This window comes from Pseudomonas sp. PA1(2017), from assembly GCF_001945375.1.
Taxonomy (GTDB): domain Bacteria; phylum Pseudomonadota; class Gammaproteobacteria; order Pseudomonadales; family Pseudomonadaceae; genus Aquipseudomonas.
In genome coordinates, this window is record NZ_MSXU01000014.1 from 43,794 (window position 1) to 60,602 (window position 16,809).

The following is a 16,809-nucleotide window of genomic DNA, read 5'->3' on the forward strand; positions in this document are numbered from 1 at the left end:
GGATCCTGTCATGGACGGCGCAAGGCCAGTGCCGGCATTATTCGCCAATCCCCCCTGAGATTCCATGGCAAACGGAGTGCCCAATGCCCTACCCCATCGACCCAGTCATTCAGGAACAACCCTCGGGTTGCGGTATCGCTGCCTGCGCGGTGCTGACTGGGGTCAGCTACAGCGAAAGCCGGCGTATCGCCAACGGGCTGGGCGTTTACGCCGAGGACCAGGCGCTGTGGTCGGACACCGAGTACGTGACCCGACTGTTGCACGCCCAAGGGCTCGAGGCCCAAGCACCGGCGCCGTTTCCGGGCTGGGAGCGTTTGCCGGATCGCGCATTGCTGGCCATCCGCTGGCGCCTGGAAAAGGGCCGGCCGTTCTGGCATTGGGTGGTGTTCGCCCGCGACGGCGGGCAAGCTCGCGTGCTGGACTCCAAGCGCGCCCTGAAGCACAACGTGCGCACCGACTTCTGGCGCATGCAGCCCAAGTGGTTCATGGCCGTCACTATCGACAAGTAGAGAAAGCCACGCCAATGACCGCACGAACACGCGCCATCGAGGCGGATATCACCACGCTCGAGGTCGATGCCATCGTCAATGCCGCCAACTCGTCACTGCTCGGTGGCGGCGGCGTGGATGGCGCCATCCATCGTGCCGCCGGCAGCGACCTGCTGCACGAATGCCGCCTGCTCGGCGGCTGCAAGACCGGTGAGGCCAAGCGTACCGGCGGCTACCGATTGCCAGCGCGTTTCATCGTGCACACCGTGGGGCCCGTCTGGCGTGGCGGCGAGCACGGCGAAGAGGCGTTGCTGATCGCCTGCTACCGCAACGCCCTGCGCCTGGCGGCCGAGGTGGACGCCCATTCCATCGCCTTTCCGAGCATCAGCACCGGTATCTTCGGCTACCCCATCGAGCAGGCGGCTCGCACCGCGGTGAGCACGGTGCGGGCCGAACTGGCGCGGTATCCCGGCATCGACGAGGCGCTGTTCTGCTGTTTTTCGGCTAATGACTTGGCGGTCTACCAGAAGGCATTAGCCGAACGACACTGATTCAGCCGGGCAGGCACCAGCCAACGGTACGGTCAGGCCCTGGCGATCTCGGGAGCCAACAGCCACTCGGCGCTGTCATTCCAGACGTCCATGCGAGTGATCTTGCCGCTGCGCACTTCGAAACGATCGAGATAGCGGTTACCGGAAAAACTGCTGCCATCCGGCCACTCGCCATACAGCGTGCCGTTCGAATAGACGACGGTGTGGTCGTCACGCTCGGTCCAGTCGAACTGACCGAGGGCCTTTTTCACCCAGGCGTAACGCGAGCCGTTGAAGGCGGTGATGTCCTGGGGCGTGGGCATGTGCCGCCCGCCAGTGAAGGTGATGCGCACGTCATCGCTCATGTAGGTGGCGGCCTTGACGGGATCCGGCGCCATGGAGGCCGCTAGAAAATCGCTAACAATCTGCACCGCTTCATTCATCTCGCTCATGAATTACTCTCCTGCTCTATTGATTTGCCGAGGCACCTTTCGTGCCTGGATGTGGTGCAACATGCACGCTATTCGTGCATATCTGCCCTGATCTGTGCGGGACAACCCCGGCAGCACCAGTCTGCGCGTTATGGCACCAGGCTTGCTAGCAAATTATATACAAATGCTAGCAATCAGGAGAAAGGTCATGCGCAAACTGTTACCTCCACTACGCCGCCTGCTACCTTGCGCGGCGGCCGCCAGCCTGGCCATGGCGCTGAGCGCTACGGTACTCGCCGAGGAGCCGATCAAGGTCGGGCTGGTGGCCGCCCTGTCCGGGCAGTCGGCGAAATCCGGCGAGGCACTGACCCGCGGCTTGACGGTGGCGATAGACGAAATCAACGCCAAGGGCGGCATCCTCGGCCGCCCGGTGCAATTGATTCGTCGCGATGATGAAAGCAACCCGGCCAAAGGCATGCTGGCCGCCCGCGAACTGGCGCAGCGGGAAAAGGTCGCCGTGTTGTTCGGTGGCCTCGACACCCCGGTTTCCCTGGCCATCGTGCCATTGGCCAATCAACTGAAGGTGCCGTTCATGGGCATCTGGGCTGCCGGCACCAAGATCACCGAGAACGGTGCGAAGGACAATTACGTATTCCGCGTCTCGGCGGTGGACGAGCTGGTCGACGAAGCACTGGTCGAGTACGGCGTGAAGAAAGGCATGAAGAAGCCAGGGATGATCCTGATCAACAATCCCTGGGGCGAATCCAACGAACTCGGCTTCAAGGATGCCCTGGCCAAACGCGGCATGGATTACGCCGGCATCGAGCGCATCGAAGACAGCGACCTCGATGTGGTGCCGCAACTCACCCGCCTGAAGAATGCCGGCACCGACACCCTGCTGATGGTCGGCAACGTCGGCCCCTCGGCCCAGGTGGTCAAGTCCCTCGATCGCATGGGCTGGGACGTGCCGGTGGTTTCCCACTGGGGCCCGGCAGGCGGTCGCTTCAGCGAGCTGGCCGGCCCCAACGCCAGCCGCGTGCACTTCATCCAGACCTACGTGTTCACCGAGAACAACAGCGCCAGGGGTGACAGCGTGCTGGCGGCCCTCAAACAGCGCTTCCCGGAGATCAAGAGCCTGGCCGACGTGACCCCGGCAGTAGGAATCGCCAATGCCTACGACGCCATGCACCTGGCCGCCGCGGCCATCGAAAAGGCCGGCGACACCCAAGGCAGCAAGGTTCGCGATGGCTTCTATGCAATCGACAGCTACCAGGGCCTGATCAAGGACTACACCCAGCCCTTCACCCCGACCAAGCACGACGCCCTGGGCCCGGACGACTACGTCTTCACCCATTTCGTCGACGGCCGCATCGTCCCGCTCGCCCCCTGACGCCGTGAACGGGCGAGCCCTTGCGGCGCGCCCGGAGGATTATCGACATGATCACCGCCGCCATCATCACCGGGCTTGGATTGGGCAGCATGTATGCCCTGCTGGCCCTGGGCTTCCACATCACCTACGTGGTGTCACGTACGGTCAACTTCGCCCAGGGCAGCGCCATGATGGTCGGCGCCGTGCTCGGCTACAGCTTCCACATCACCTGGGGCTGGCCGCTGTGGCTGGCGGTTCCGGCCACCCTGGCGCTGTGCGCCCTGTATGGGCTGATCATCGAGCGTTTTCTGGTTCGCCCCTTCCATTCGCGCGGCTCCGAAGCCTGGCTGATGGCGACGGTGGCGGCGGGCATCCTGGTCGACAACCTGGCGCTGTTCACCTTTGGCAAGGAGCCACGGCAGTTCACCTCGGCGCTGGCCAATCAGCATCTGGAACTGCTGGGCAACAACGTCGGCGTGTTGCAACTGCTGATTCCGCTGGTAGGCGGCGGCATCGCCCTGGCGTTGTTTCTGGTACGCCGCCATACCCGCCTGGGCAAGGTGCTGGAAGCCTGCGTGCAGAACCCCAAGGCGGCGATGCTGATGGGCGTCCGCGTCAACCGGGTGGTGGCCGTGGCCTTTGCGGTGTCGACCGTGTTCGCCGCCATCGCCGGCCTGTTGATCGCGCCACTGTTCAGCGTGAATGCCGAGATGGGCCTGCTGTTCGGCCTCAAGGCCTTCGCCGTGGCGATTCTCGGCGGCATCGCCAGCGCTGGCGGGGTATTCGCCGCCGGCCTGCTGTTCGGGTTGGTCGAGGCGCTGGTGACCCTCTATTTCGGCTCGGCCTTCACCCAGTTGTTCACCTTCGCCCTGGTCATCCTGGCCCTGGCGCTGCGCCCCAATGGCCTGTTCGGCAGCAAGACCCTGGTGAAAGTATGACCCTGAAGAATTCGCTGTTCGCTCCCGCTTCCCTGGCCCTGCTGACGCTGGCCTGCATTGCCGCCACGCTGCTGCTCGACAGCTACTCGCTGCTGGTCTTCACCTTCTGCGCGCTGGCCGTGGTGGTTGGCGTGGGCCTGAACATTCTGATCGGCCTGAGCGGACAGATCTCTTTCGGCCACATCGCTTTCTACGCCATCGGCGCCTATGTGTCCGCGCTGCTGACCATGGCCGGCCTGCCCCTGGGCCTGGCGATGATCACCGCCGGCCTGGCCTGCGCGGCCATCGGCGCGTTGCTGGCGATTCCGGCCCTGCGCGTCAGCGGCCCGTACCTGGCGATGATCACCATCGCCTTCGCCCTGGTGGTCCACCACGGTTTGATCGAATGGCGCTCGCTGACCGGCGGGGCCAACGGCCTGATGGGCATTCCCATGCCGGAAATCGGCAGCCTCGATCCAAGCGTGAGCCTGGCCCTGATCGCCACCGCCCTGATGATTGCTGCCCTGGCGCTGTTCCAGCGCCTGCGTCGCAGTGGCTGGGGCATGGCCATGCGCGCCGTGAAATCCACCGAGATCGCCGCCCGCTCCCTCGGCTTCAACCCGGTGCAGACCAAGACCCTGGCCTTCGCCCTGTCCGCCCTGCTGACTGGCCTGGCCGGTTCTCTGGTGGCGCCGCTGATGATGTTCATCAACCCGGCCTCGTTCCCCTTCTCGCAATCGATCCTGTTCGTGCTGGCCGTGATCGTCGGCGGCAGCGGCACCCTGTTCGGCCCACTGCTCGGTGCCCTGCTGATCGTGCTGCTGCCGGAAATGCTCTCGGATTTCGCCGAATACCGCCTGCTGATCTTCTCGGTGCTACTGCTCTGCGTGCTCTGGGCTGCACCGCGAGGGCTGCTCGGCACCCTGGCCAGCCTGTGGCTGCGACCTGCCCACCAGGCCGCCCCGGCGACTTTCGATCAGGCGCAACTGAGCGCCTTCTTCCAGCAGGACAACGCCGCCCCCGAAGGCCTTCAGGTCAAGGACATCGGCATTCGCTTCGGCGGCGTGCAGGCGGCGCAACACGTCAGCCTGCATGCACCGGCGGGCAGCATCACCAGCATCATCGGCCCCAATGGCGCGGGCAAGACCACGGTGCTGAACATGATCAGCGGCTTCTACGCACCCGATAGCGGCAGTATCGACCTGGGCCGCCCCCTGGCCGGCCTGCCGGCCTGGAAGATCGCCCGCGCCGGCATCGCCCGCACTTACCAGACTACCCAGCTGTTCGGCGAACTGTCGGTGCTGGAGAATTTGCTGGTGGCCATGCAGCAGGGTCGTCTCGGCCTGCCCTTGAAGTGCGCCAGCGAAACCCGGCGCCAATTGGCGCTGCAATTGCTGACGTTGGTCGGTTATGGCGGTTCGGTGAACACCCCGGCCGATGACCTGGCCCACGTCGACCGGCGCCTGGTGGAAATCGCCCGCGCCCTGGCCACCTGCCCACGCGTGCTGCTGCTCGACGAGCCGGCTGCCGGGCTCAGCCGCAGCGACACCGATCGCCTGGCGGGCCTGTTCAGAACCCTGGCCGGGTTTGGTATCGCCGTCATCCTGGTCGAACACGATATGGGCCTGGTGATGGCCGTGTCCGAGCGCCTGCTGGTGCTCGACGCTGGCAAGCCCATCGCCTGGGGCGTACCGGAGGACGTGCGCAAGGACGAACGGGTGATCGCCGCTTACCTGGGCGGCACCCGCTATCAGGCCACACCGCGGGCCGAGGCCTGGGATGGCTCGCGCAATGCTCGTCTGTACATCAAGGATCTGGTGATCGACTACGGCGCCGCACCGGTGGTCGACAAGGTCAATATCGTGGTCAACCCTGGCGAGCTGATCGCCATCCTGGGCGCCAACGGAGCCGGCAAGTCGAGCATCCTGCAGTGCCTGGCCGGGCTGCACAGAGCCAGTGGCGGCAGCATTCTGCTCGACAACGAGAACATCGAACACGCCGACGCCAGCACCATCGCCACCCAGGGCCTGGCCCTGGTGCCGGAGGGCCGTCAGGTGTTCGCGCAACTCAGCGTGCGTGACAACCTGCTGCTCGGCGGCTACTCGCGCAAGGAAGCCTTCGATGCCGAGGCGGAAATCGACAGTATCCTGCGGCGCTTCCCGCGTCTGCGTGATCGCATCGACAGCCCGGCCGGCCTGCTCTCCGGCGGTGAGCAGCAGATGGTGGCGATCGGCCGCGGGCTGATGGCCAAACCGAAGATCCTGCTGCTCGACGAGCCTTCCCTGGGCCTGTCGCCCGCCATGATCGGCGAGCTGTACGACGCCCTGGCCGCCCTGCGCGACGAAGGCGTGACCCTGCTGCTGGTCGACCAGATGGCCAACCTCGCCCTGCAGGTGGCTGATCGCGCCTACGTGCTGGAAACCGGACGCATCGTCAAATCTGGCAGCGCCGAAGCGCTACGCGGCGACCCGGAACTGGAAGCGGCTTACCTGGGAGGCGCCGCAGCATGAGCGCACTGACCCTCATCAATGCCCGCCTCGGCGCCGATGCCACGGCACTTGAGACCCTGTACGTGGAAGACGGCCGCTTCGTCAGTGCGCCAGGTGCCGGCGCCGAGATCCTCGACCTGCAGGGCAAGCTGCTGCTGCCCGGCCTGGTGGAAACCCATATCCATCTGGACAAGGCCTGCATCATGCAGCGCTGCCAGCTGAGCGAAGGCACCCTGGCCGAGGCCATCGCCCAGACCCGCTCGGCCAAGGCCGAGTTCACCGAAGCGGACGTTTACCAACGCGGTGCCCAGGTGCTCGACAAGGCCATCATCCAGGGCACCACGCACATGCGCACGCACGTCGAGATCGACCCGCAGATCGGCCTGACCGGCTTCAATGCGGTGCGCCGCCTGCAGGCCGATTACGCCTGGGCCATCAGCCTGGAAATCTGCGTATTCCCCCAGGAGGGCCTGCTCAACAACCCCGGCACCGAAACCCTGCTGTGCGAGGCGCTGGCCATGGGTGCCGAGGTGCTGGGCGGCTGCCCGTACACCGATGCTGACCCTGGCGCACAAATCCGCCGGCTGTTCGAACTGGCGGTGGCGTTCGACCGCGACCTGGATTTCCACCTGGATTTCGATCTCAACCCCGAAAGCATGACCATCGGCGAGGTGATCCGCTGCACCCATCAGCACGGCTGGGGTGGCCGGGTGACCATCGGCCATGTCACCAAGCTGTCGACTTTGCCCAGGGAGACTCTGCTGGCGGTCGCCCAGTCGCTGGCCGAGGCCGGCGTGCAGGTTACCTGCCTGCCGAGTACCGATCTGTTCCTCACCGGCCGCGAACACTTCCACAACCGGCCCCGTGGCCTGGCGCCTTTGCAGCACCTGCACGCCTGTGGCGTGACCTGTTCGCTGTCGACCAACAACATCGGCAACCCCTTCACCCCGTATGGAGACGCCTCGCTGGTGCGCCAGGCCAACCTGTTCGCCAACGTCAGCCAACTCGCGACCGAAACCGAACTGCTGCGCTGCCTGAGCTGGGTGTCGAGTGAGTCGGCCCGCCTGCTGCGCCTGCCCGCCTATGGCCTGACGCCCGGCTGCCGCGCCGACTTCATCGTATTCGATGCGCCGTCGCTGGCCGCCGTGGTGGCTGAGATCAGCCCACCGCTGATGGGCTACAAGGCCGGCCGCAAGACCTTCGAGCGCGCCCAGGCACGGCTGTTCAAGCCATGACGGCGCCCATCGTGAAGGTGACAGGGTCGGCAACCGGGGCTCGTGCGCCAACCTGGGGCCTGTTTATCCGCGCTGCGCAGATATCGCCGTGATTACGTCACGGAAAATACCCAAGCCACTGAATTCAATGACTTTATCAACCTGGAACGGCACGTGCTTGCAGCTCTGCATACGCCACATCTGAAACAGGGAAAACCGATGAAAGACCGCAAACCTGAAAATCGTTGTCTCCAGCTGGATCGTCGCCAGTTGCTGAAGTGGCTGGGCGTGACGGGAAGCGCGCTGACGCTCGGCAGCCTGCTTCCTGCAGGCGCGTTCGCCGATGACGAGGAAATTCGTATCGGTTACTGGCCCATCGTCGGCGGTCTTCCGCTGTATGTCGGCCTGGAACAGGACTTATTCAAGGACGCCGGGCTGAACGTCAAAAGCGTCAAGTTCTCCAGCCCGCAGCAAATCGTCGAAGGCATGATCACCGGTCGCATTCACGGTTGCGCCAACGGCACAGCGACCGGCGCGCTCGGCCTCGGCGCGATCACCATGCCGGGGCTGTTCAAGATCATCTGCTCCAACCCGTCGAACCACCGCCTGGTTCTGGATGAGTTTCTGGTGCCGCTCAACAGCACCGCGCAAAGCATCGGCGATCTGCAAGGCAAGAAGATCGCCTGCGGCCCCGGCATCCAGAACGTCACCATGGCCAAGATCATTCTGGAGAAAAATGGCTTCTCCGACCCGTCGGTCATCGAACTCCCCGTCGGCCAGCACGCACCAGCCCTGGCGGCCGGCCAGATCGACGGGGTCTACACGCTGGAGCCGACCGGCACCGTGGGGCGCATGAAGAACCTGTCGCGCACCCTGGAAACCGGCGTCATCTCCAAGTACGTGCTCGGCAATGCCGATGCGCCCTGGTTCGGTGGTGCGGCGGCGCTGAACAGCAGCTTCATCGAGCGCAAACCGGAGCAGGCGAAGGCCTTCATCGCCGCCTACCAGAAGGCCGTGGAATTCATTGCCGTGCAGCCGGAGCAGGCACGCAAGAACATCGTCGGCTACACCAGCATCGAAGCGGATCTGGTCAACGAGGTGCCACTGCCGGGCTTCGTCATGTATTCCGAACTGCAAGGCGACAACCTGCAGTGGTTCCAGAAGTTCTATGACGTGTTCACAGAGCGGAACATCTTCAGCAAACCGATCGACGTGGCTGCGCTGATCTATCAGGGCTGAGGAGAATCGCCATGACATCACCCTGGTCCTCGCGCCTGCTGCCGCTGATCGGCCCGCTGCTGCTGTTCGCGTTATGGCAGCTGGCCGTCAGCGCACAGTGGCTGAATCCGGTTCTGCTGCCCTCGCCGCTCGAAACCCTGGGTTTCATGTTCCAGTCGTTCAGCGAATCATCCATGCGCACCGACATTGCCTCGACCCTTTACCGCACGTTGGCCGCGTTCGCCTTCGCGGCTGCGGTGGGCGTGCCCCTGGGGGTCATTCTGGGCAGCAGCGAAAAGGTCTACCGCAGCCTGGAGTTCCTGATCGACTTCTTTCGCTCGACGCCCTCCTCGGCGCTGATCCCGCTGTTCATGCTGATCTTCGGCATCAGCGATGCGAACAAGATCGCCATCGCCGCCTTCGCCGCCGTGCTGGTGATTCTGTTCAACAGCGCCTACGGCGTGATGAACGCCAAGAAAACCCGGCTGATGGCCGCCAAGGTGATGGGCATTTCGCGCTGGCACATTTTCAAGGACATCCTGTTGATGGAAAGCCTCGCGCAGACCTTCGTCGGCTTGCGTACCGGGGTGTCCATCGCCCTGGTCATCGTGATCGTCGCAGAAATGTTCATCGGCTCGGAGAACGGCCTGGGCCACCGAATCATCGATGCCCAGCAGGTCTTCAACATCAAGGACATGTACGCCTCGATCCTGATCACCGGCGCCCTGGGCTATCTGCTCAACCTGGCGTTCCTGCTCATCGAGAAAAAAACCGTCCACTGGAGTAGCCAGGCATGACGCACGCGCTTTCCCTCGCCCACACTCTTGGCACCTCACAGGCACCCGGCAACACACCGCGCGCCGATACCCATGTCACCATTCGCGGCCTGAGCAAGGCCTTTGCCGGCCAGCCGTTGTACACCGACCTGGACCTCGACCTGCCGCGCGGCAAGATCGTCTCGACCTTCGGGCCCAACGGCTGCGGCAAGTCGACCCTGATGAACATGATCGCCGGGCTGCTGCCGATGGACAAAGGCGAGATTCTGTTCGATGGCAAGACGCTCGCCCAGACCACGATCGGCTACGTGTTCCAGAACTATCGCGATGCGTTGTTCCCGTGGATGAGTGCCCGCGCCAATATCGCCTATCCGCTGGTTCGCCAGGGCATGAGCAAGGCGGATGTGAACGCACGCGTCGAGGAACTCACGCAGATGTTCGATATCCGCTTCGATCTCGACCGTTATCCCTACGAGCTCTCCGGCGGCCAGCAGCAGACCGTGTGCATCATGCGGGCACTGGCGCCGCGCCCGGAAGTGATGTTCCTCGACGAGCCGTTCTCCGCGCTGGATTTCGAGATGACCTTGTTCATCCGCGACAAATTGCAGGAGGTGCAACTGGCGACCGGCGTCACCATGCTGATCGTCTCCCATGATCTGGAAGACGCGGTATTTCTGGCCGATGAGATCCTGTTGCTGACCCGACGCCCCACCCGGGTTGCCGAAATCGTCAGGTTCGACCTGCCCCGCCCACGGGGTGCGGAGATCATGAGCCATCCGGAGTTCGTGCGGGTCAAGGCGCATACGCTGGAGGTGTTCAGGCGCGAGATGGCGCTTTGAGTCTCACCAGTTGCGCACACATTTATGGCAGATCCATGAGCTACCGCGTTACAGCCCCGCCAATGCCTGACGCAGGTTGATCTCGGGCTCGGCCTGGTCATCCAGGTCCAGCTGGGCTTCGAGTTCGTCCAGGTGTTCGAGCATCACCGCAGCAGCCTGCGCATGGTCGCCCTTCTCCAGCGCGGTGATGATCTGCTGGTGTTCGTCCGAGGCGCAGGACGGCACGTCATTGCGCTGGTAAAGGGCGACGATCAGTGAGCTGCGCACCATCAGGTTGGCGAGGATCTCGCTGAGCACCGAGTTGCCGCTGATCTCGCCGAGCATCAGGTGAAACTCGCTCAGCTCGCGAACGATGGCGCGCCGATCGGTAGCACTGGTGGCCTTGCGCTCGTTGCTCATGTGAGTAGCCACCCGCTGACGCTGCTTGTGCATGATCGCCGGCGTGATGCTTTCGACGATGGCCCGCTCGATGGCGCGCCTCGCCGCGAATATCTCCCGCGCCTCCTTGGCGCTGGGCTGAGCGACCATGGCGCCGCGGTTCGGCTCGATGGTCACCACCCGCTGCAAGGCCAAACGTTGCAGCGCCGCCTGAACATGATTGCGATTGGCCTGCAGGGTCTCGACGATCTGCGCTTCGATCAGGCGCGTTCCGGGCGGCAAGCGATGCTGTGCGATAGCCTTGAACAACACATCGACGATGCGCTGCACTTCAGCTTGCTTGCTGGTGACGGTCTTCGCTGCCATCTGGTCCTCTGATCCCACGTCGACGCGCCAAGATGGCCCGCCACGAACGCTTGCACCGGCGCATTATCCGTCAGCCACGTGAGTCGGGTAAACATGCTTCGCTAGCGCTATGCCAATGCGCGTCCAGCGAACGGGGCTGGGCAGTTTCGACGAACACCTGTGCAGCAAACAGCGCGAGATATCAGATGCTGCTAGCCATAACCAATCGCCTTGCTATCGAAGTGAAAGCCCTGATGGCGCCCTGCGCTGCCACGAAGGCAACGCAGTTACCCATGGCGCACCACGGGCCGCTCAGGTTGCGCTAATCAGAACGCCAGCTTGTAACCGATCACCATCAGCATGATCGCCAGGAACGGGCGCAGCACGTTGTCCGATACGCGCCCGGACAGGTGGCTGCCGAAGAAAATGCCCGGCAGCGAGCCCAGCAGCAGATAACCCAGCACGCCCCAGTCCAGATTGCCGAGCCCAGCATGGCCAAGACCGGCCACCAAGGTCAGCGGCACGGCGTGGGCGATTTCGGTGCCCACCAGGCGGCGCGTGGGCATCAGCGGATAGAGCAGGAACAGCGCCACGGTGCCCAGGGCGCCGGCACCGATGGAGGTCAGGGTGACCATGAAGCCGAGCACCAGGCCGACCACGACCGTCAACGCGTTGAGCCGCCCCGGGCTGAAGTGAAACCCATCGCCGGCATGGCGGCTGGCGAAGGAGAACAGCTGTTTCTTGAACAGGATCGCCGTGGCCGTGAGCAGCAGCACGATACCCAGAGAATGCTTGATCAAGGCGTTGGTGGCATGTTGATCGCCCGGCAGCAGAGTCAGCGCCAGCAGCGTCAACAAGGCCGCAGGCACGCTGCCCGCCGCCAACCAGGCGGTCACCGACCAGTCGATATTGCGGTTGCGCTGGTGGACGAAAACCCCACCAGCCTTGGTGATCGCCGCATACAGCAAGTCGGTGCCGACCGCCGCTGCCGGGTTGATGCCGAACCACAGCAGAATGGGTGTCATCAGTGAGCCGCCGCCCACGCCCGTCATGCCCACGATAAAGCCTACTACCAGCCCCGCGATGACGAAGCCCAAGCCACCAAAATCCATACCTGCCCCAATTGCCGTTGTCGGCTCATTTGTCAGGCGCGCAGGATAACTACTTGAACATAAAGGACATATACCGAGTAAGCATTTGCTTATAACGGTTTATCGACTCAGGCGAATCCATGTCGCCGCGCCTGGAAGATGATCGCTACGGTCACCAATCCCAACCCGGCAGCAGCCCATGGCAAGATCGTGCTGTCGAACCGAGCCAGCAGCAACCCGCCCGCGATACCTCCACCCGCGATGCCGAGATTCCAGGCCGTGACGCACATCGACTGAGCGACATCCGCATCCTTCCCTGATGCGCGGATCAATGCGGTCTGGAACAGCGCGGGTATGCCGCCGAACGCCACGCACCAAGCCGCCACAGCGCCGTACACCAGCGCGGCAGAATCATTCCACAACGCCAAGAGCGTGCAGGCCAGCGCCAGTGTCGCAGCACTGAGCAAACTGAGCGGCCGCAGACTGTGATCGATCAGCAGCCCCGTCAGCCAGATTCCCAGCAGCGCGGCCAGGCCGAATGCCAGCAGCACGCGATCCACCTCACCCGCCATGCCCAGATGAGCGAGAAATGCCGCGATGTAGGTGTAAAGCAGGTTGTGCGCCAGTACGAAGACCAAGATGGCGGCCAACACGGAACGTACACCCGGCAGCCTGACCACGCCGCCCAACGAGGCAGGCCGGGCATCGTCCTGGCCGGGAAAGTCTTTCAACACGACGTGCCCCCAGACCAGCAACAACAGGGTCAGAACACTCATCAGCGCAAAGGTGTAACGCCAGCCCAGCAGCGTCCCGAGCCAGGTTCCCGCCGGTATCCCCAGCGACAGCGCCAACGGCGTACCGACCATGGCCACGGCAATCGCCCGCCCAGCCAGATGAGGCGCGACCATGCGCGCCGCATACCCGGCAACCAGCGCCCAGAGAAGCCCGGCAAACACTCCGGCGAAGAACCGCGCGACCAGCGTCAATCCGTAAAGGCTGGACAACGCGGTGATGCTGTTGACCGCGGCAAAGCCGCCGATCGCCAGTAGCAGCAGTGGTCGCCTGCGCCAACGGCGTGTAGCGATGACCATTGGAATGGCCGCCAACAGCGATCCCAACGCATACAGGGTGACCATCTGACCGGCCATGGCCTGACTGACGTCAAGGTCGGCACTCAGCTGCGGCAGCAGGCCAGCCGGCAAGGCCTCGGTAAGAATGGTGATGAAACCCGCAGCGGCGAGGACCAGCAGCCCGTTGAGCGGCAGCCGCTCGGTGGTCGGCTCGTCTGCCGGACTCGCGATGAGCGTGGAATTGTCGTTGAGCATCGAATGGTGCGCCTGTCAGCTCTCGGTACCGCGACCCGCGGCCGACCGAGCACAGCCAGCGTAGGCAGCCGCATCATCGAGAAAAACAGGCCATTATTCTCAACTTATAGGACACTTGAGTCCGGAATCTTTCAGGCACACTAGCCGTATGGATAACCTCAGCGGCATCGCCGTCTTCGTACAAGTCGCCAACACCTGCAGCTTCACCGACAGTGCCCGGCTGCTGGGTGTTTCCGCCTCCGCAGTAGGCAAAAGCATCGCCCGCCTGGAGCAGCGTCTCGGCGTGCGCCTGCTGCATCGCAGCACCCGCAGCATGACCCTGACCCCCGAGGGCCAGCGGTTTCTGGAACGCTGCCGCAAGGTGCTCTGCGAGCTGGAAGCCGCCCAGCTGGAGATATCCAGTGCCGCCGCCGCCCCCAGCGGACGGCTGCGTATCAGCCTGCCGCGGGTGGGCGAACTGGTGATGCCGGTACTGATCGAATTCATGCAGCGCTACCCGCAGATCGAGCTGGACATCGACCTGTCGAACCGCATGGTCGATATCTTCGAAGAAGGTTTCGACGCGGTAACACGCACCGGCACCCTGCAGGACTCACGCCTGACCGCGCGCCAGCTTGGCAGCTTCAGCCTGAACCTGGTGGCGACGCCTGATTATCTGCATCAGCACGGCACGCCCAGCACACCCGCCGAGCTACGCGAACATGCCTGCCTGATGCACCGCTTCCATGCTAGCGGCAAGCTGGAGCGCTGGCCGCTGCGCGGCAACCACAGCGACCTGCAAGCCACACTAAAGCCCCGCGCGATCTGCAACAGCATCGCCAGCCTGCTGCAGGTTGCCTGCGCCGGCCAGGGTATCGCCTGCCTGCCGGACTTCATGGTCGCTCGGCAGATCGCCACCGGTCGTCTGCAAACCGTCCTCGCCGACCATCTCGACAGTGCGGGAACCTTCTGGATGCTCTGGCCGACCAGCAAGTATGCACTGCCCAAGCTCAGAGCCTTGATCGACCATATGGGCGCCAACCTGTTCGGGGCGCAGCCTGGCTGACTGCCAGCTCGGGACCGGTCGAGGGATGGCTCTCGGACAAGCGTTCAGCCGGACTCGCCTCGATACGCCATATGGATCAGCGGAAACGGTCGGCCTTCACCGTCCAATTCACTACGCCCGGTGTCCCGAAAACCGGACTGGCGATAGAAACCGTGGGCGGCTGGATTCTGCTCGTTGACGTCCACGGTCAGTGGCCCGAGCCGCCTCCGGGCATCGTCCAGCAGCTGCGAGCCCACGCCCTGACCACGGCAATCGGGGTCGACGAAGAGCATTTCCACGTGGCGGTCGCCGAGGCCGATAAAACCGCGCACCTGCCCGCCGGCGTCCGTCCACACGTGCACGGCCACGGCCGGCAGGTACAGCTCATCCATCTGACGATAGAGGCTCTGGACATCCTCGGCAGTGAGAAAGTCATGGGTGGCCAGCACGGCGCGGTGCCAGATATCCAGAAGCACGGCATGGTCGGCCGGTAGGCGTGGGCGAATGGGCATGGTCGCGCTCCGTCGTTGGCAGTCGCGCAGCGTACCTAACGGCACGCGGAGCAGACAACGGTGACTAGGTTCACAGGCCCGTTGCGGCGTCGAATGTAAAGCTTGCTTGACTACGCAAGTACATCACCCTAATGTAAAGCGAACTTTCCATCCACGGTGCAGCGCCATGACCGACTCCAAACGTTTCGCTATCCACTTCTGCCTGGCGATAACCGCCTATATCACAGCCGTGGCCGTCAGCAGCCTGACCCAGGCGCTCTTACCCGAGGGGATCTTGCGGACGCTGTGTGCACTGATCCCCATCGTACCGATGATCGTCGTGGCGATTACGGTGATTCGCCAGATCCGTCAGCTCGACGAACTGGCCCGGACGATTCACCTGGAGGCCCTGGCGCTGGCGTTCGTCGGCACGGCACTGATCACCTTCAGCTATGGCTTTCTGGAAACCGCCGGTTTTCCGCGCCTGTCGATGTTCTTCGTGTGGCCACTGCTCGCCGCCCTGTGGGGCTTTGGCGCGTGGCTGGGCTGGAGGCGCTACCGGTGATCAACCAGGTGCGCGGGTTGCGCAATGGCCAGGGTTGGTCCCAGGCGGAGCTGGGTGAACGCCTGGGCGTCTCCCGGCAGACGGTGAATGCCATCGAAACCGGCCGCTACGACCCCAGCCTGCCGTTGGCCTTCAAGATCGCTCGGCTGTTCGAACGCCCTATCGAAGCCATCTTCCAGGCGCCCGACGCATGAACATCCACACCCGCACGCCGCTCGAGGCGTACCGCTTGGCCGTCGAACAGCAGGGCTTCGTCAGTGATGCCGCCCAGCAGCACGCGGCCGAACAATTGCAGCGCTGCTACGAAGCCCTGCAGCGCGGTGACTTGCCCCAGGGCGTCTATCTCTGGGGGCCGGTGGGGCGTGGCAAGACCTGGCTGATGGACAGTTTCCATGGGGCGCTGCAGGTGCCCGCCCGGCGCCAGCACTTCCATCACTTCATGGGCTGGGTGCACCGCCGCCTGTTCGAGCTGACCGGCACCGCCGAGCCCCTGCAGGTGCTGGCCCGGGAACTGGCGGCTGAGATTCGCGTGCTGTGCTTCGACGAGCTGTTCGTCAGCGATATCGGCGACGCCATGCTGCTCGGGCGGCTGTTCCGTTCGCTGTTCGACGAGGGCGTGGTGCTGGTCGCCACCTCCAACCAGCCGCCGGAGCAGTTGTACGCCGGCGGCCATAACCGCGAGCGCTTCCTGCCCGCCATCGACGCCCTGCTGCTGCACATGCAGGTGGTGGCGGTGGACGGCAGCCAGGATCATCGCCAACACCCCGGCCAAGGGCACCAGCGCTATTGGCTGCGCCAAGCCGGCCAGCCGAGCGCCCTGCCCGGGCTGCTGGCAGCACTGCGCCAGGGCGAGCCGGTCAGCCACGAGCCGCTGCAGGTCGGCCATCGTCGGATCACCGTGCACGACCACAGCGAACGGGTGCTGCACGGCGGGTTCGACCAGCTTTGCGAACAACCGCTGGCGACCGGGGACTTCATTCTGCTCTGTGACCGTTTCAAGGCCATCGTGCTGGGCGATGTACCGGCCCTCAGCGCGCAGCAGCGCCCGGCAAGGATTGCCCGCGGCACCGAAGACGCCGCTGAACGGGTGGAGGCCGGCGACCGCCAGCTGCCAGCGCTGTCGATTCACGATAATGCGGTGCGGCGCTTCATCGCCCTGGTGGACGAGTGCTACGACCGTCGCGTGCCGCTGTACGTGGAAGCCGCCGTGCCGCTGGAGGCGCTGTATACCGAAGGCTATCTGGCCTTCGCCTTCCGACGCACCCTGAGCCGCTTGCAGGAAATGCAGCTGGAGCGTTTCGGCTGAAAGCCTGTGCGGT

18 protein-coding genes are annotated in these 16,809 nt (G+C 64.2%); 13 read left to right on the top strand and 5 right to left on the bottom strand.

Annotated elements, in window-relative coordinates:
• Nucleotides 1–83: 83 nt before the first annotated feature.
• Together BVH01_RS19565 and BVH01_RS19570 are read left to right on the top strand one after the other, a co-directional pair.
• Nucleotides 84–509 carry a hypothetical protein gene (locus BVH01_RS19565; RefSeq protein ID WP_075931904.1) on the top strand — a complete coding sequence of 142 codons (426 nt, stop codon included), beginning with the start codon at nt 84–86 and terminating at the stop codon, nt 507–509.
• Between the two features lie 14 nt (nt 510–523).
• Nucleotides 524–1,039 (top strand): O-acetyl-ADP-ribose deacetylase, encoded by a 516-nt coding sequence (locus tag BVH01_RS19570; RefSeq protein WP_075931905.1) that lies wholly within the window; start codon nt 524–526, stop codon nt 1,037–1,039.
• A 32-nt stretch (nt 1,040–1,071) separates the two neighbouring features.
• Here BVH01_RS19570 and BVH01_RS19575 read toward each other — a convergent pair whose 3' ends face one another.
• A complete protein-coding gene (locus BVH01_RS19575; RefSeq protein ID WP_075931906.1) occupies nt 1,072–1,470 on the bottom strand; it encodes a nuclear transport factor 2 family protein in 399 nt (132 codons plus the stop codon).
• Nucleotides 1,471–1,657: 187 nt separating this feature from the next.
• Between BVH01_RS19575 and BVH01_RS19580 the strand changes: the two genes are divergently transcribed.
• The 7 genes from BVH01_RS19580 (at nt 1,658) to BVH01_RS19610 (ending at nt 10,271) form a co-directional block, all read left to right on the top strand.
• Nucleotides 1,658–2,839, top strand: coding sequence for an ABC transporter substrate-binding protein (locus BVH01_RS19580; RefSeq protein WP_075931907.1), 1,182 nt, complete (start codon nt 1,658–1,660; stop codon nt 2,837–2,839).
• Nucleotides 2,840–2,886: 47 nt separating this feature from the next.
• Nucleotides 2,887–3,756 (top strand): branched-chain amino acid ABC transporter permease, encoded by an 870-nt coding sequence (locus tag BVH01_RS19585; protein WP_075931908.1) that lies wholly within the window; start codon nt 2,887–2,889, stop codon nt 3,754–3,756.
• Nucleotides 3,753–6,245 carry an ATP-binding cassette domain-containing protein gene (locus tag BVH01_RS19590; RefSeq protein ID WP_075931909.1) on the top strand — a complete coding sequence of 831 codons (2,493 nt, stop codon included), beginning with the start codon at nt 3,753–3,755 and terminating at the stop codon, nt 6,243–6,245. Before BVH01_RS19585 ends, BVH01_RS19590 begins: the two co-directional genes overlap by 4 nt.
• Nucleotides 6,242–7,459 (top strand): amidohydrolase family protein, encoded by a 1,218-nt coding sequence (locus BVH01_RS19595; protein WP_075931910.1) that lies wholly within the window; start codon nt 6,242–6,244, stop codon nt 7,457–7,459. The genes BVH01_RS19590 and BVH01_RS19595 overlap by 4 nt, the downstream gene beginning before the upstream one ends.
• A 198-nt stretch (nt 7,460–7,657) precedes the next feature.
• Nucleotides 7,658–8,677 (top strand): ABC transporter substrate-binding protein, encoded by a 1,020-nt coding sequence (locus tag BVH01_RS19600; RefSeq protein WP_075931911.1) that lies wholly within the window; start codon nt 7,658–7,660, stop codon nt 8,675–8,677.
• An 11-nt stretch (nt 8,678–8,688) separates the two neighbouring features.
• Complete coding sequence (locus BVH01_RS19605) at nt 8,689–9,453, top strand: ABC transporter permease (RefSeq protein ID WP_075931912.1); 765 nt, start codon at nt 8,689–8,691, stop codon at nt 9,451–9,453.
• Nucleotides 9,450–10,271: an ABC transporter ATP-binding protein gene (locus BVH01_RS19610; protein WP_075931913.1), complete on the top strand. Its 822-nt coding sequence runs from the start codon at nt 9,450–9,452 to the stop codon at nt 10,269–10,271. The genes BVH01_RS19605 and BVH01_RS19610 overlap by 4 nt, the downstream gene beginning before the upstream one ends.
• A gap of 48 nt (nt 10,272–10,319) precedes the next feature.
• Here BVH01_RS19610 and BVH01_RS19615 read toward each other — a convergent pair whose 3' ends face one another.
• The 3 genes from BVH01_RS19615 to BVH01_RS19625 all read right to left on the bottom strand — a co-directional run bounded on the left by BVH01_RS19615 (nt 10,320) and on the right by BVH01_RS19625 (nt 13,410).
• Nucleotides 10,320–11,015, bottom strand: a complete 696-nt coding sequence (locus BVH01_RS19615) for a GntR family transcriptional regulator (protein WP_075931914.1) — start codon at nt 11,013–11,015, stop codon at nt 10,320–10,322.
• A 305-nt stretch (nt 11,016–11,320) separates the two neighbouring features.
• Nucleotides 11,321–12,106, bottom strand: a complete 786-nt coding sequence (locus tag BVH01_RS19620; RefSeq protein ID WP_075931915.1) for a sulfite exporter TauE/SafE family protein — start codon at nt 12,104–12,106, stop codon at nt 11,321–11,323.
• Between the two features lie 107 nt (nt 12,107–12,213).
• Nucleotides 12,214–13,410, bottom strand: a complete 1,197-nt coding sequence (locus BVH01_RS19625; protein ID WP_075931916.1) for an MFS transporter — start codon at nt 13,408–13,410, stop codon at nt 12,214–12,216.
• A 148-nt stretch (nt 13,411–13,558) separates the two neighbouring features.
• Here BVH01_RS19625 and BVH01_RS19630 point away from each other — a divergent pair, with 148 nt between their 5' ends.
• Complete coding sequence (locus tag BVH01_RS19630) at nt 13,559–14,455, top strand: LysR family transcriptional regulator (protein WP_075931917.1); 897 nt, start codon at nt 13,559–13,561, stop codon at nt 14,453–14,455.
• 44 nt (nt 14,456–14,499) lie between these two features.
• Here the strand turns inward: BVH01_RS19630 and BVH01_RS19635 are convergent, their stop codons facing one another.
• The gene (locus tag BVH01_RS19635; protein WP_075931918.1) at nt 14,500–14,946 is read right to left on the bottom strand and encodes an acetyltransferase; all 447 of its coding nucleotides are present in this window, start codon (nt 14,944–14,946) and stop codon (nt 14,500–14,502) included.
• A gap of 166 nt (nt 14,947–15,112) precedes the next feature.
• Between BVH01_RS19635 and BVH01_RS19640 the strand changes: the two genes are divergently transcribed.
• Genes BVH01_RS19640 through zapE form a run of 3 tightly spaced genes read left to right on the top strand, consistent with a single transcriptional unit; the run spans nt 15,113 to nt 16,796 of the window.
• A complete protein-coding gene (locus tag BVH01_RS19640; protein ID WP_075931919.1) occupies nt 15,113–15,490 on the top strand; it encodes a hypothetical protein in 378 nt (125 codons plus the stop codon).
• Nucleotides 15,487–15,684, top strand: coding sequence for a helix-turn-helix transcriptional regulator (locus BVH01_RS19645; protein ID WP_075931920.1), 198 nt, complete (start codon nt 15,487–15,489; stop codon nt 15,682–15,684). Before BVH01_RS19640 ends, BVH01_RS19645 begins: the two co-directional genes overlap by 4 nt.
• On the top strand, nt 15,681–16,796 hold the full coding sequence (gene zapE / locus BVH01_RS19650; protein WP_075931921.1) for a cell division protein ZapE: 1,116 nt from the start codon (nt 15,681–15,683) through the stop codon (nt 16,794–16,796). The genes BVH01_RS19645 and zapE overlap by 4 nt, the downstream gene beginning before the upstream one ends.
• The last annotated feature ends 13 nt before the right edge of the window (nt 16,797–16,809 follow it).

Excerpts from the sequence above, each read along its gene's own strand:
- BVH01_RS19565 (WP_075931904.1), top strand. The coding sequence starts at position 84 with ATGCCCTACCCCATCGACCCAGTCATTCAGGAACAACCCTCGGGTTGC.
- BVH01_RS19570 (WP_075931905.1), top strand. The coding sequence starts at position 524 with ATGACCGCACGAACACGCGCCATCGAGGCGGATATCACCACGCTCGAG.
- BVH01_RS19575 (WP_075931906.1), bottom strand. The coding sequence starts at position 1,470 with ATGAGCGAGATGAATGAAGCGGTGCAGATTGTTAGCGATTTTCTAGCG.
- BVH01_RS19580 (WP_075931907.1), top strand. The coding sequence starts at position 1,658 with ATGCGCAAACTGTTACCTCCACTACGCCGCCTGCTACCTTGCGCGGCG.
- BVH01_RS19585 (WP_075931908.1), top strand. The coding sequence starts at position 2,887 with ATGATCACCGCCGCCATCATCACCGGGCTTGGATTGGGCAGCATGTAT.
- BVH01_RS19590 (WP_075931909.1), top strand. The coding sequence starts at position 3,753 with ATGACCCTGAAGAATTCGCTGTTCGCTCCCGCTTCCCTGGCCCTGCTG.
- BVH01_RS19595 (WP_075931910.1), top strand. The coding sequence starts at position 6,242 with ATGAGCGCACTGACCCTCATCAATGCCCGCCTCGGCGCCGATGCCACG.
- BVH01_RS19600 (WP_075931911.1), top strand. The coding sequence starts at position 7,658 with ATGAAAGACCGCAAACCTGAAAATCGTTGTCTCCAGCTGGATCGTCGC.
- BVH01_RS19605 (WP_075931912.1), top strand. The coding sequence starts at position 8,689 with ATGACATCACCCTGGTCCTCGCGCCTGCTGCCGCTGATCGGCCCGCTG.
- BVH01_RS19610 (WP_075931913.1), top strand. The coding sequence starts at position 9,450 with ATGACGCACGCGCTTTCCCTCGCCCACACTCTTGGCACCTCACAGGCA.
- BVH01_RS19615 (WP_075931914.1), bottom strand. The coding sequence starts at position 11,015 with ATGGCAGCGAAGACCGTCACCAGCAAGCAAGCTGAAGTGCAGCGCATC.
- BVH01_RS19620 (WP_075931915.1), bottom strand. The coding sequence starts at position 12,106 with ATGGATTTTGGTGGCTTGGGCTTCGTCATCGCGGGGCTGGTAGTAGGC.
- BVH01_RS19625 (WP_075931916.1), bottom strand. The coding sequence starts at position 13,410 with ATGCTCAACGACAATTCCACGCTCATCGCGAGTCCGGCAGACGAGCCG.
- BVH01_RS19630 (WP_075931917.1), top strand. The coding sequence starts at position 13,559 with ATGGATAACCTCAGCGGCATCGCCGTCTTCGTACAAGTCGCCAACACC.
- BVH01_RS19635 (WP_075931918.1), bottom strand. The coding sequence starts at position 14,946 with ATGCCCATTCGCCCACGCCTACCGGCCGACCATGCCGTGCTTCTGGAT.
- BVH01_RS19640 (WP_075931919.1), top strand. The coding sequence starts at position 15,113 with ATGACCGACTCCAAACGTTTCGCTATCCACTTCTGCCTGGCGATAACC.
- zapE (WP_075931921.1), top strand. The coding sequence starts at position 15,681 with ATGAACATCCACACCCGCACGCCGCTCGAGGCGTACCGCTTGGCCGTC.